9 protein-coding genes are annotated in these 13,035 nt (G+C 66.9%); 5 read left to right on the forward strand and 4 right to left on the reverse strand.

Annotated elements, in window-relative coordinates; translation table 11 throughout:
• Positions 1 to 85: 85 nt before the first annotated feature.
• A complete protein-coding gene (locus IOC82_RS13280; RefSeq protein ID WP_290546678.1) occupies positions 86 to 1,063 on the forward strand; it encodes a threonine/serine dehydratase in 978 nt (325 codons plus the stop codon).
• A 3-nt stretch (positions 1,064 to 1,066) separates the two neighbouring features.
• Here IOC82_RS13280 and IOC82_RS13285 read toward each other — a convergent pair whose 3' ends face one another.
• Positions 1,067 to 1,567 (reverse strand): hypothetical protein, encoded by a 501-nt coding sequence (locus tag IOC82_RS13285; protein WP_290546679.1) that lies wholly within the window; start codon positions 1,565 to 1,567, stop codon positions 1,067 to 1,069.
• Positions 1,568 to 1,709: 142 nt separating this feature from the next.
• On the opposite strand from IOC82_RS13285, the gene IOC82_RS13290 reads away from it, so the two are divergent.
• Positions 1,710 to 2,888, forward strand: a complete 1,179-nt coding sequence (locus tag IOC82_RS13290; RefSeq protein ID WP_290546680.1) for an MFS transporter — start codon at positions 1,710 to 1,712, stop codon at positions 2,886 to 2,888.
• Here IOC82_RS13290 and dgcA read toward each other — a convergent pair.
• Together dgcA and IOC82_RS13300 are read right to left on the reverse strand one after the other, a co-directional pair.
• The gene (gene dgcA, locus IOC82_RS13295) at positions 2,854 to 3,831 is read right to left on the reverse strand and encodes an N-acetyl-D-Glu racemase DgcA (RefSeq protein WP_290546681.1); all 978 of its coding nucleotides are present in this window, start codon (positions 3,829 to 3,831) and stop codon (positions 2,854 to 2,856) included. The two genes, IOC82_RS13290 and dgcA, sit on opposite strands and share 35 nt — an antisense overlap.
• A 19-nt stretch (positions 3,832 to 3,850) precedes the next feature.
• On the reverse strand, positions 3,851 to 8,836 hold the full coding sequence (locus tag IOC82_RS13300; protein WP_290546682.1) for a hypothetical protein: 4,986 nt from the start codon (positions 8,834 to 8,836) through the stop codon (positions 3,851 to 3,853).
• Between the two features lie 315 nt (positions 8,837 to 9,151).
• Here IOC82_RS13300 and IOC82_RS13305 point away from each other — a divergent pair, with 315 nt between their 5' ends.
• From IOC82_RS13305 to IOC82_RS13315, 3 genes are all read left to right on the forward strand, one after another.
• Positions 9,152 to 9,517: an Hpt domain-containing protein gene (locus IOC82_RS13305; protein ID WP_290546683.1), complete on the forward strand. Its 366-nt coding sequence runs from the start codon at positions 9,152 to 9,154 to the stop codon at positions 9,515 to 9,517.
• Positions 9,518 to 9,601: 84 nt separating this feature from the next.
• Entirely contained in the window at positions 9,602 to 9,922 is a 321-nt protein-coding gene (locus tag IOC82_RS13310) for a 2Fe-2S iron-sulfur cluster-binding protein (RefSeq protein ID WP_290546684.1), read from the forward strand.
• A 13-nt stretch (positions 9,923 to 9,935) separates the two neighbouring features.
• Positions 9,936 to 10,964, forward strand: coding sequence for an NAD(P)/FAD-dependent oxidoreductase (locus tag IOC82_RS13315; protein ID WP_290546685.1), 1,029 nt, complete (start codon positions 9,936 to 9,938; stop codon positions 10,962 to 10,964).
• Between the two features lie 216 nt (positions 10,965 to 11,180).
• Here the strand turns inward: IOC82_RS13315 and IOC82_RS13320 are convergent, their stop codons facing one another.
• Positions 11,181 to 12,974 carry a cation:proton antiporter gene (locus tag IOC82_RS13320; protein WP_290546686.1) on the reverse strand — a complete coding sequence of 598 codons (1,794 nt, stop codon included), beginning with the start codon at positions 12,972 to 12,974 and terminating at the stop codon, positions 11,181 to 11,183.
• Between the last annotated feature and the right edge of the window lie 61 nt (positions 12,975 to 13,035).

Here is a 13,035-nt window from a genome sequence, read left to right on the forward strand (position 1 = left end):
CATTTCCCAGGTTTGCTTTCCGCTTCTAGCAAATCCGCCCCGGCCTCGGCTATGCTCGGAACGGGAGAGACATACGTGGGGTCACATGCTGCCGGAGTTCAGGGACATCGAGAAGGCGGCGCGGCGCATCGAGGGATTTGCCGTAAGGACACCCGTGCTCGAGAGCCCGAAGCTCAATGCGCTGACCGGCGGGCGGATCCTGATCAAGGCCGAATGCCTGCAGCGCACGGGCTCCTTCAAGTTCCGCGGCGCGTGGAACATGATCTCGAGGCTCGACGCCAGTAAGGCGAAGGGCGGCGTCGTCGCCTATTCCTCCGGCAACCATGCGCAGGGCGTGGCTGCCGCCGCCAAGATCAAGGGTCTGCCGGCACTCATCGTGATGCCGGCGGACACGCCGGCGATCAAGCAGGAAAACACCCGCTCCTATGGCGCCGAGGTGGTGACCTATGACCGCGCGACGCAATCGCGCGAGGCGATCGCCGAGCGCTACAGGACGGAGCGCCACGCGGTCATGGTGCCGCCCTTCGAGCATGCCGACATTATTGCGGGGCAGGGCACGGCCGGCCTCGAACTCGCCAGAGAGGCGAATGACCGCGGCATCCGGCTTGACGGCGTTCTGGTGTGCTGCTCGGGCGGCGGCCTCACCGCGGGCGTGGCGCTGGCCATGGAACAACTCCAGCCCGGCGCCAGGGTGCATTCGGTGGAGCCCGCGGGCTTCGACGATTATGCGCGTTCGCTGGCGAGCGGCAGGATCGAGACGAACCCGAAACCCTCGGGCTCGATCTGCGATGCGCTGCTGTCGCCCGCGCCGGGTGAGATGACCTTCGCCATCAACAGGCGCTTGCTGGGCGAGGGCCTCGCCGTGACGGACGCCGAAGCGGCGGAGGCCGTGCGCTTCGCCTTCGGGGTGCTGAAGATCGTGCTGGAGCCGGGAGGTGCGGTGGCGCTCGCCGCGGTGCTGTCGGGCAAGATCGCGGCCAGGGGCAAGGCGATCGGCGTCATCGCCTCGGGCGGCAATTGCGACCCCGGCCTTTATGCGCGGATCTTGAATCGCGAGATCTGAGGATCAGGAGGCTTTCGGCAACTCATCCGCCAGCGGCACGTCGAAGGCTTCGCCGGGCTTGCGCCGGGTGATAATGATGCGGCGGCGCATCGCCTGAGCGGCGGGCTCCGGCGGCAGAATATCGACGAGGCGCGGCGCCTGGGCGATGGCGGCCTCCGGCGCCGGCTCGAAAACATCTTCGTCGGCGCGGAAATATTTCATGTGGCGGGGGGCGAGGGCCGGTTCGGCCTCGATGGGGACGGCGGCGCGCCTGTCTTCCGGCTCTTCGTTCAGCACGCTGGCGAGGCGCGCCATGACCTCGTCATGGTTCGACGCGATGGCGGTTTCGAGCCGCCGTATGCTTTCCTGAAGGCCGGATGCTTCCGCCCGGCGCAGCCTGGCCGAGAATTCGTCGAGGAACCAGCGGCCGCGCGGGGTTTCCATCACCGCCTCGCGGATATCGTCGAAGTCCCCGGGTTCAAGCCGGGCCGGCCGGACGCGCGGCGGCACTTCTCTGGGCGGCATACGCAACTCCACTCACACAAACTGTCCGGGGCGGACATGCCCCATCCCCTGCGCCAGCCACAGGGCAACACTGTCCTTCATAATCGTGGCGAGTGGTGAATCTTTCGTTTAGACGCGGGTTCAACCGAAACCGCAGCAAACCATGCCCTCCCGCAACTTCAGCCTCAGGCTTTCGCTGTTCAATGCCGTGCTGTTCCTCGGCAGCGGCATTCAGCTGCCCTTCCTGCCGCTCTGGCTGAAGGACCGGGGGTTGCCTGACCAGCAGGTTGCGCTGGTGGTGGCGCTGATGATGGGGGTGCGCATCCTGGGGATCCCGCTCGGCACCTTCATCGCCGACCTCACCCAGCGCCGCCGGGCGGTGATCGTCGCCTGCGCCTTCGGCTCCACCGCGGCCTATTTCCTGCTCTCCGCCATGACCGGCTTCTGGCCGATCCTGGTCACCGGCATGCTGGCGGCGGCGCTGCTCGCCCCCATCGTGCCGCTGACCGAGACGCTGGCGGTGGAGGGCAGCGCCCATTTCGGTATCGACTATGGCCGTATCCGGCTCTGGGCCTCGCTCAGCTTCCTGACGGGGAGCCTCGGCGCGGGCATGCTGCTGGAGGCGATTCCCATTGGGTCGGTGATCCTGCTTATCGCCTGCGCCCAGGCGCTGGGCGCGCTGGCGAGCCTGCTGCTGCCCGCCGACAAGGCGGTGCGCGCGGCGGCCAGGGCGGAGCCAATCGGTCTGCCGGCTTTCCTCGCTGTGGTGAGTGCCGCGAGCTTCCTCATGTTCATGCTGGCGGCGGGGCTGGGGCAGGCAAGCCACGGCTTTCTCTATGCCTTCGGCTCGGTCTATTTCGAATCGCTTGGGCTTTCGAAGCCGGTGATCGGCATGTTGTGGGCGGCGAGCGTGATGGCGGAGGTCGTGATGTTCGCCTTCTCCAACCGCTTTTATAAAGCTTTCGGCGCGGTGCGGCTCATCATGCTGGGCACGGGCATCGCCACGCTGCGCTGGATGGTCACGGCGCTGGCGCCGCCGCTTGGCATTCTGTTTCTCGTCCAGACGCTGCACGCGGGATCCTTCGGGCTCACGCATCTCGGCACCATGCATTATATCCGGGAGCGCGTGCCGGCCAATATGCGCAACACGGCCCAGGGCATGTTCGCGGTGCTCTCCAGCGGTGTGCTGCTGTCGGGCGCCATGTGGGCCTCGGGCGCGCTCTATGCCGGGCTGGGCGGCGGCGCCTTCCTCGTCATGGCGGCGATCTCGGGCGTGGCCTTCGCTCTGGCCTTGGTGCTGAAGGCGATCAGCCCCAGAGGGCCGGCGGCGGCGGCTGCATGAGGCTGCCGTCGAAGCGGATCCCGGGCGAGCGGTCCTGCTTCAGCAGCAGGGGTCCGTCGAGGTCGATGACCTCGGCGAGGGGCGCGAGCAGGAAGGCCGGGGCCATGGCGAGCGAGGTGGCCAGCATGCAGCCCACCATGATGCCAAGGCCGCGCTCACGCGCGGCACGCGCCAGCGCGATGGCGGGCGTCAGGCCGCCGGTCTTGTCAAGCTTGATGTTGATCGCATCGTATTTGCCGATGAGCCGGTCGAGCGTGTCAAGACCATGCGCCGATTCATCGGCGCAAACGGTGACGGCGCGGGGGAGGCCAAGCAGCGCATCGTCATTGTCCGCGGGCAGCGGCTGTTCGACGAGTTCGACACCCGCATCGGCGCAGGCGGCGAGCATCGCGCCCAGATTGCCGGGGCTCCAGCCTTCATTGGCATCGACGATGAGGCGGCTCGACGGCGCGTTCCGGCGGATCAGTTTCAGCCGTTCGGCATCGCCCTCGCGGCCCAGTTTGAGCTTGAGGAGGGGGCGCTCCGCCGCCTTTGCCGCTGCTTCGCCCATGGCTTCGGGCGTGTCGAGGCTCAGCGTATAGGCGGTGACGGCGGGCTTTGGTTCGGGAAGGCCCGCGAGCCGCCAGACTGGCTGTCCCGCCTTCCGGGCTTGCAAGTCCCACAGCGCGCAGTCGAGAGCGTTGCGGGCGGCGCGGGGCGCGACGATCGAAGCGATGTCGCCCCGCGCCATGCCGGCCTCGATGCGGCCGCGTGCGGCGTCGAGCGCGGCCATCGTCTGCGGCACGGTTTCCGCGTAGCGCGGATAGGGCACGCATTCGCCGCGGCCGGCGACGCCGCCGTCTTCGAGCGTCACCGTCACCACATGGGCCTCGGTCTTGCTGCCGCGCGAGATGGTGAAGCTGCCGGCGATGGGCCAGCGCTCCTCGGCGATCGTCAGGCGCACCGGAGTTTCCGCCGGCGCGTCAGTTCTTCGTGAGCGGCTTGCCGCGGCCGATCGCGGCGGCGCCCGGGCCCGAGACGTCCAGCGCGCCGGCCTGGCGCTTCACCACGTCGGCGAGGGCCGCCAGGGCGCCGATCTGGTCGGCCACCACGCGGCGCATCGCGTCGGCGTTGGAGCGTGTCTCCTCGGGCAGGTCCGTCAGTGCACGGAGCAGATCGTTCCGAGCCGTGTCGATGTCCTTCACCACCTGCTGGGCGGTGAGGCGCATGTCCTGCGCGGTCTGCTGGAAGTCGGTGGCGGTGGAGGAGAGCATCTCGTTCATCGCCGCCATGGCGCGCTCGTGCTGGTCGCGCAGCACGCGCACAGCCTGGGCGATCTGGCCGCCGGAGGTTTCCGCCAGCCGCTCGATCTCCTCCTCGAGGTTGCGGGTGGCGAGCGCCGACTGCTCGGCGACGATGCGGCCGATGTCGCGCGCCTTGGCCTCGGAGGCGGTGAGCGATTCCTCGATGAGGGTCATGTAGCTGCCCATGACCTTGTCGATGTCGCGGGTCTGGGTGGCGGCATTCGCCACCAGGATTTCGAGCGCCTGCTTCCTGTCGGCGAGCACGCGTTCGATTTCGCCATTGAAACGTTCGATCGAGCGCTGCACCAAGGTGGCGGCGTCGTCGAGGCGCTCGGAGACCCGGGTGGAGGTGCCCTCGAGGCGGCCTGTGAGGCCGTCCGCCACGGTCTCCAGCCGCTCGTCCATGGCGCTCGCAGCGCTTGCCAGCTGTTCGGCCAGGAAGCTCGTGGCGGTTTCCACGTGCTTGGCGAATTTGCGGTTGGCGTCCTCGAGCTTGGCCGCGGTGGTGGCCGAAACCTGCTCGAGATCGCGCGCCGCCTGCTCGACGCGGGACGAGAGCTCGCTCGAATCCCGCGCGATGCGGCTGGTGATCTCCGCCGTGGTGGAGCCCAGTTCCTGGCTGAGCGACTGGCTGGCCTTGCCGAGATCGGCGAGGATGGCGCTCGACGCCTGGTCGAGAATGTCTGCGAAGCGCAGGCCCGTGCCGTCCAGCTTGTCGTTGAGCTCGCCGGTGACGCGCTCCAGCATGCCGGTCGAATTGTCGAAGCGCTGGCGGAGGACCTCCGCGGTCTTTTCGATGCGGGCCAGCATGGATGTGCCGGCGCTGTCGAGCTGCGAGGTGACCTCGGCAGAGGCATCGCTGAGGCGCTGCGCCATGACGCGGTTGACGTCGCTCACTTGCTGGGTGACGCGCATCGCGGTCTCCGAGAAGCTGCCGGTCATCTCGGTCGCCGTCTGGTCAATTTGCTGCGCCATCATGCGGGTGTTCGCGATGAACAGCTCGTTCAGGTCCGCCGAGGTGCGGTCGAGCTGCTCGGTCAGGGCCTCCGTCTTGTCGTTGAACAGGCCCGAGAAGCTGTTCCATGTCGTGTCCAGCGTCTCGCTGAGGCGCTCGGCATTGGCCGAGAACAGGTTCGACAGCCGCTCCGAGGTTTCGCCCAGCTCCTCCGAAATCTTGCCGGTGTTGCTGGCGAACAGGTCCTGCAGCTTTGCCGAGGTCTCCTCGAGCTGGCTGTTGATCATACCGGTATTGGTGGTGAAGATCTCCGAGAGATGCGAGGAGGTCTCGTCAAGGCGGCGGGTGAGCGTCTCGGTCGAGTTGCCGAACAGCGCCGAGAGATCGGTTGCCGCCTGGTCGAGCTGGCTGCCCAGGCGCTCCGAGGTGTGGTCGATGAGCTGGCCCAGCTGCTGGGAGGAATTGTCTATCTGCGTGGTGAGCCGGTCGGTGACCGAGGCGACCTTGGTCACCGCATCGCCGGCGGACGTCGAGATATAGTCGGTGATGCGCTGGGCGGTGTTCTCCAGCTCCCCCGACATGTGGGCCGATACCTGGTCGAGCCTAGTGTAGAGCTTGGTGGCCGTCTGCTCCAGCTGGCCCGTCATCGAACTCGTGGTGCCGTCGAGCTTCGCATAGAGCTGCATCGTCGTGTCGGCGAGGCGCTTGGTCACGTCCTCGGACGAGGTGGTGATCATAGTCAGCAGGTCCTCGCGGGCGCGGGCCAGATTGTGGGTGAAGCTGTCGGACACGGTGATCAGTTTGTCGGTGACCTGGCCGCCCGAATTCTCGATGCGCTCGGCCAGCGCCACGCCCGATTCGGCCATTTCGCGGTTGACGATCCCGGCGGTGTCCTTGAGGTGGGCGGCGACAGTGGCGCTGGTCTGCGTCATCAGCTCGTTGATGCCGCGCGCCGCGGTCTCGATGCGCGCCGTGGCGCTGCCCGCCGTTTCGCCGAGGCGGCTGGAGACGCGCTCGTTGACGTCGTCGATCTGGTTCGTGACCTGCGCTGCGGTCTCCGCGATCCGCACGAAGAGGCGTTCCGCCGCGCCATCGACCTTCTGCTCGAGATCGTCCGCCGAGCCTGCTACGAGCGCCTGGAAGGAGGTGGCGGACGTCTCGAAGCGGCCGAAGGCCTCGGTCACGGTGGTCTCGACCGATCCGACGATTTCGCGCGTTGCGATGCCGATCTGCGCGACCACGGCGCCGGCGGTGCCGGTGATGACGTCCTGGAAGGTCTTGTTGGCTTGGTCGAGCGAGCCCGTGGCGGCGCTGACCGAGGTTTCGATCTGGCCGTAGTAGCGCTCGGCCGCGCCGTCCACCCGGCGCTCGATTTGCTCCGAGGCGGCGCCGATCAGCTCCTGGAACATGCGGGTGGTGTCGTCGAGGCGGCCCGTGGCGGCGGCGATGGCGCGCGACACCTGGTCCTCGATCAGCGTGGTCGAGGTGCCGAGGCGGGATTCCATGTTGCCGGTCGCCTGCTCGACGATCGAGTGGAACAGGCCCGAGGCCTCGTCGATGCGCGAGCGGGCGGTCTCGACGGCGGTGGTCATGAGGGCGCTGAGCGCCTCGCCCGAAACGCCGATGCGGTCCTCCAGCTTGTCACTGGTCTGGCCGATGACGGTGTGGAAGGCGGTGGCGGCCTCGGTGAGCCTCGTGTTGGCGGCGCCGAGCACGTTGTCGAGCTGGTCCAGCATGTCGCGGGTGCGGCCGCCGAGCTGGTTCAGCACATCGCCGCTCGACTGGTTTATCAGTGCACGGAGTTCCGCCGAAGTGTCCTCCAGGCGGGCGAGCGCCGCCGAGACGGCGTCGTCGACGCGCGACACGATGCCGTCCTGCGAGGCGGCGATGCGGGCGGTGAACTCATCGGTGGCGCGGGCGATGGCCATTTCGACGCGGGCGGCGGATTCGGTGACGCGACCGGCCGAGTCGAGGTTCTGCTGGTCCAGCGCCGCCAGAACCTGGCCCGAGGCCTCGCCGACGCGCGCGGCGGCCGCCGCGGTGCGGTCCTCGATGGCGTAGAGAAGGCGGGTGGCGGTTTCCTCCACGCGGGTCGAGATGAGGCCGGCCTGCTCGTCGAGGCGGGAGAACACGCCGCCCGCCGAATCGTCGAGCCTGGCGATAATGGTTTCGGCGCGGTTGCCGATCTCGCCGATCAGGCGGCCGGTGGTCTGCTCGATGCGGCCGGAGACGCCGGTGCTCATCGAGCCCAGCTCCTCGAGGAGCGCCGCCGAGGTCTGGTCGAGGCCGGTGAGGAACTGCGTGCCCGCCGCGTCGAGGCGGCTGGCGGCCGATTCGGTCGCCTCGCCGACCGCGGCGGCAACGCCCGACGCCGACTGGTCGAGATAGGTGATGAGCTCGGCGCGCGACTGCGCGACGCGCTCGATATAGTCGGTGGCGACCGTCTGCATGCCCTGGGTGACCATGGCGCGGCTCTGTTCCAGGAGCCGCGAGGTTTCGAAGCTGACGCGCTCGACATTGCCGGTGACGTCCTCGGCGACGGACTTGAGGTGGAAGCCGAGATTGCTGCCGGTGGTCTGCACGACCTCGGCGAGTTCCGCCACCTGCTGGCGGATCTGGTCGGCCGAGGCGACGCTCGAGCGCTCGATGACGCGCGAAATGTCCTCGTGAACGGCGGCGAGCGAATCGACTGCGTTGCGCACGAGGCCCGTCACATTCGATTCCATGTCCTGCACGTTGCGGCTGAAATCCACCGTCTCGGTGTTCAGCGCCGTATAGGCTATTCTCATCTGCTCGATGTGGCCGCCCACCTGCCGCGAAAAGTCGCGCAGCTGGCCCAGCATCAGGGTCGAGACATCCTCCATGTGGGCCGTCTGCAGCGAGACTTCGGAGCCCGCGGCGCTGGCGCGGCCGGCCATGTCCTCCATGGCGTTGACGATCGAGCCCGAGATCTCGCGCAGGCCGCCCTCGAGCCGGCCCAGCGTGTCCTGCGCGGCCATCATGATGCCGTCGAGGTTCTTGGTGTTGTTCTCGAGCCTGGTGATCAGCGGGTTGGTGTCGTTCGAGATGAGCAGTGCGGCCTGGTGCAGCGCCGAGCGCTGGTTTTCGATGCCAGCCACAAGATTGCGGATCCGCTCCTCGTTGCCGCCGAAGGCGCGCTCGATGGCGGCGATTTCCTTGTGCACGATCTCCTCCAGCACCGCCGCGCGCTGCACGGCATGCTCGACGCCGCCGACCAGGAGATCGACCTCGGAACGCACCGCCTGGGCAATGGTGGTAAGGCCCTCGGTGGCGATGTCCTGCGGGCGGACGAGGCGCATGGCGGACTGGAACAGGGCTTCCGACACCTGGCGCATGTCAGCCGCGCGCCACAGGGTGAAGGCGCCGATCCAGATCACGGCCGCGGGCACGAGGAGGAGGGCCAGCGCCTGCAGCGCCGCTGCGGCATTGGCGCCGCCGCCGAATGCGCCGGAATTGGCGAAGAACCAGCCGCCGGCCCACAGCGCGGTGAGGATCACCGCCACCAGCGCATAAGGCGAGAAGGACGGCCGCCGGCGCATCTTGGCCAGCAGCATGGCGGTGCCGGGATCGTTCTCGTTGGCGGGGCGGCCCTTGACCGGCTCACCCGGCAGCCTCGGCGCCTCGCGCCTTATGGCGTCGGCGTCGGCCTGGCGACGGTCAGAACGGCGCGTGTCGGTGGTGTTGGCCATGTGTCAATTCCCGCACAAATACGAACCAGCGGCCGCCTTTGGGAGGCCGCGCTGCCCCAGCCGCGTCCGATATTGTCCGAACCGGGGTTTTTCTGTCCGGGCGGAATCGGTACGCGGTTTCCCAAACTTTACCATAGCCCATCGGGAGGGCCGGTTGAACCCGCCATCGGCCTGCCGGACATGAATATTTAAAATTTGGTTAAAGGCCATGGGCACATTGAAAAATTTGCGGAAAATGCGGACAGGACGGGCTTCCTTTACCATCTGCTCAGGCTCGGCGCGTAGGCTGCGGCTGGGTGTGTGGGAGTCTCCGTCATGGCCAATGCAAAGCTCAAGCCCGGCGCCGGCAGCGCGGTGTTCGACCGCCTCGATCTTGAGCACAATACCATGCATGATCAACAGCTTGCAGTGGAGGTGCTGGGGCTGTTCCTGGCCCAGCTGCCGGTCACGCTGCAGCGTCTTGACGATGCGGCAACCGCGGCCGAGTGGAAATTTGCTGCCCATGCGCTGAAGGGAGCCAGCGGCGCCGTGGGGGCACAGAAGCTGCAAAACCTCGCGGCCTGCCTGGAAACCCTCGCCTTTCCGGGCGAGCCCGGCGTGCGGCTGCTTCGCCTCCAGGGGCTGAGGGTGGCGGCGGCGGAATTCGCGCAGGCGGCGGGATCGGCCTACCCGTTGCCGTGACCTGACGCGCCCGCAGTTGTGTTTCGCCAGACGATCCCCTAGAACCCCGTTCGAAAAAACGAACGCCTTTCCCGCGGATACATCATGGCCAAGATCACCTTCATCCAGCACAACGGCAACGAGCAGACTGTGGACGGGCTTCCCGGCATGTCGGTCATGGAAACCGCCGTCAAGAACCAGGTGCCCGGCATCGACGCCGACTGCGGCGGCGCCTGCGCCTGCGCCACCTGCCATGTTTATATCGAGCCGGGCTGGGGGGAGAAGGTGGGTGCCCGCAACCCGATGGAAGAGGACATGCTGGATTTCGCTTTCGATGTCCGCGACAATTCCCGCCTGTCCTGCCAGATCAAGATTTCCGACGCGCTGGATGGCCTGCGCGTGAAAGTTCCCGAGAAGCAGTTCTGAGGAGGCTTGGTCCATGACGGACGTGATCACCACCGATGCCGTCATCATCGGCGCCGGCCCCTGCGGTCTCTTCGCCGTGTTCGAATTGGGCTTGCTCGATATCCGCTGCCATGTGATCGACATCCTCGACCGGCCCGGTGGCCAGTGCGCCGAGCTTTATCCCGAAAAGCCGATCTACGACATTCCAGCGCTTCCGGTGGTGACAGGGGCCGATCTCACCCAGCGCCTGCTTGAGCAGATCAAGCCCTTCCACCCAGAGTTTCACTACAACCACATGGTCACGGGCGTGAAGAAGCTGGGCGACGCCGGCTTCGAGGTCGAGACCGATGGCGGGCTCGTCTTCCGCTCCAAGGTGGTGGTGATCGCGGCGGGCGGCGGCTCGTTCCAGCCCAAGAAGCCGCCGATCCCCGGGATCGAGGCGTATGAGAATTCTTCCGTCTTCTATTCGGTGAAGAAGATGGAGGCCTTGCGCGGCAAGGACGTGCTGATCGTGGGTGGCGGCGATTCCGCACTCGACTGGACGATCAATCTCCAGCCCATCGCGAAGAGCCTCACCCTGCTGCACCGCCGCGACGACTTCCGCGCCGCACCCGACTCGGTGAAGAAGATGCGCGAGCTCGTCGCGGCAGGAAAGATGTCCTTCAAGCTTGGCCAGGTGACGGGCCTGAAGGGCGAGCATGGGGTGCTCTCCGCCGCCACGGTGAAGGGCAATGACGGCCAGAGCTTCGACATTGCCTGCAACGCCATGCTGCCCTTCTTCGGCCTCACCATGAAGCTCGGCCCGGTGGCCGAATGGGGGCTCAACTTGCATGAGAACCTGATCCCCGTCGACACCGAGAAGTTCGAAACCTCGGTCGAGGGCATTTTCGCCATCGGCGACATCAACACCTATCCCGGCAAGCTGAAGCTGATCCTGTCCGGCTTCCACGAGGCCGCGCTGATGGCGCAGAAAGCGTTCAGATTGAAGAACCCGGGCGAGCGGCTGATGTTCCAGTATACGACGTCGAGCTCCAGCCTGCAGAAGAAGCTGGGAGTTTCGTAGGGAGCTCGCGGCTTTTTTGAAACGTCATCCTGGCCGGGCCCGTCCTGGCCATCTTTTTTCCGGCCGCGAAAAGGATGCGCGGGACCTGCCCGCGTATGATTATATCCTTATATAATCGGACAAGAATATTCATCAGAATTTAGTCCTTGACAGCGCGCGCTCGATGTGCTATGAAAGGGCATGCTGCACAATTTGGCTGTTGTCCTCGGCGGAATGCTATCCTGCCGATTTTTCCCGTCTCAGGCGTTTCTTTGCCAGCTCCAGCTCCTCCTTGCGGTTCGGCCGGCCCAGAAGCTTGCGGAAGCCGTCGCGGCGTTCATGCACCGAAGCGATGGCAAGCCCCATGGGCACGCCGGTTTCCACCAGCAAGGCTTCGCCCAGCTGCAGGCTCGACTCGATCGTCTCCGGCACCGCTTCGGTGACGCCCGCCGCATAGAGGCGCTGCGCGTGGCGTTCGTCGCGGGCGCGGGCGATGATCTTGAGGCCGCCCCGCAGCGTGCGGGCGACGCGGGCGACCTCGTCGACGCGCATTTGGTTGTCCATGGTGATGGCCAGGGCGCGCGCCTCGGCCAGGCCGCAGCGCTTGAGGAACTCCGGATTGGCGGCGTCGCCGTAATAGACCTTGCTGCCCGCCTTGTTCTCCCGCGTCACCAGATCGGCATCGGCGTCGACCGCGAGATAGGGAATCTTGTGCTCCTCCAGCATGGAGGCGACAAGACGGCCGACGCGGCCGAAGCCCGCGATGATGACACGCGGCTCGTTCGCCTCCGGCAGCGCTGTTTGCAATGCCGCGGCGGCGGCGCGCTGGCGCAGCGAGCGGGTGAACCATTGGCCGAACTTGGCGAGGGCGGGAATGGCGATCATGGTGATGGTCACCAGCAGCATGATGTTGCGGCTGGTGGGATCGTCAATCAGGCCATAGGCCAGCGCCGTGCCGGCGATGACGAAGCCGAACTCGCCGCAGGGTCCGAGCAGAAGCGCGGATTCGAGCGACGCGCCGCGGTTGACGCGGAACAGGCGGGCCAGGCCATAGACGATGAGGCCCTTGATGAGGATGAGCCCCGCCGCCAGCCCAAGCGTGTAAAGCGGGTTGGCGAACAGCGCGTCGAGATCGAGCTTGAGGCCGACGACGAGGAAGAAAGTCCCGAGCAGCAGACCCTTGAAGGGTTCGATCACCGCTTCGATGGCGCGGCGGTATTCGGTTTCGGCCAGCATCAGCCCGGCGATGAAGGCGCCGAGCGTCATCGAAATGCCGGCGAGGCTGGCGGCCGCCGCCGCCCCCACGGCGATGAGCAGCGTCGCGGCCATGAACAGGTCCGGGCTGCCGGTGCGCGCCACCAGCCGCAGCAGCGGGCGCAGCAGGAAGCGGCCCACGATAATGATGACGGCGATGGCGGCCGCCGCCTGGAGAAGCGCCAGCAGCACACTCACCGCCACGCTGCCTTCGCTGCGCTGGCCGAGGATGGGGAGCAGCAGCAGGAAGGGTATGACGGCCAGATCCTGCATCAGCAGGATGGCGAAGCTGGTGCGCCCCGTCTGCGAGCCGAGCCGCTTCGCATCGGACAGGAGCTGCACCACGATTGCCGTGGAGGAGAGCGACAATGCGGCGCCGGCAACCAGCGCTGCCTTGATGTCGAAACCCATGAGCAGGGCGGCCGCCGCCACCGCCGCGAGGCTCAGCGCCACCTGCAGCCCGCCCAGCCCGAAGACCAGCCGGCGCATGGTGTTGAGGCGCTCGAAGGACAGCTCGATGCCGATAAGGAAAAGAAGAAAGACCACGCCCAGCTCGGCAATGTGGCCGAGGCTTCTGGGTTCCGCAATGCTGAGCGCCGACAGGGCAGGCGCATAGTGCGCGAGACGGCCGAGAATATCCGGGCTCAGCAGCACGCCCATGACGAGGAAGGCCAGCACGGCGTTGACGCCGATGCGCAGGAACAGCGGCACGGCGAGGCCCGCCACGCCAAGGACGATCAGGAATTCCTTGTAGTAGAATGCGGTTTCAGACGGCATCGGGCCTCACCCCCGGCCCGCAGTTTGGGGCAGGGGCGGCACGATGGGAAGCGGAAATTGC

This window comes from Aestuariivirga sp. (genome assembly GCF_020252395.1).
Taxonomy (GTDB): domain Bacteria; phylum Pseudomonadota; class Alphaproteobacteria; order Rhizobiales; family Aestuariivirgaceae; genus Aestuariivirga.

Coding starts and splice junctions, on each gene's coding strand:
- IOC82_RS13280 (WP_290546678.1), top strand. CDS start 86: ATGCTGCCGGAGTTCAGGGACATCGAGAAGGCGGCGCGGCGCATCGAG.
- IOC82_RS13285 (WP_290546679.1), bottom strand. CDS start 1,567: ATGCCGCCCAGAGAAGTGCCGCCGCGCGTCCGGCCGGCCCGGCTTGAA.
- IOC82_RS13290 (WP_290546680.1), top strand. CDS start 1,710: ATGCCCTCCCGCAACTTCAGCCTCAGGCTTTCGCTGTTCAATGCCGTG.
- IOC82_RS13300 (WP_290546682.1), bottom strand. CDS start 8,836: ATGGCCAACACCACCGACACGCGCCGTTCTGACCGTCGCCAGGCCGAC.
- IOC82_RS13305 (WP_290546683.1), top strand. CDS start 9,152: ATGGCCAATGCAAAGCTCAAGCCCGGCGCCGGCAGCGCGGTGTTCGAC.
- IOC82_RS13310 (WP_290546684.1), top strand. CDS start 9,602: ATGGCCAAGATCACCTTCATCCAGCACAACGGCAACGAGCAGACTGTG.
- IOC82_RS13315 (WP_290546685.1), top strand. CDS start 9,936: ATGACGGACGTGATCACCACCGATGCCGTCATCATCGGCGCCGGCCCC.
- IOC82_RS13320 (WP_290546686.1), bottom strand. CDS start 12,974: ATGCCGTCTGAAACCGCATTCTACTACAAGGAATTCCTGATCGTCCTT.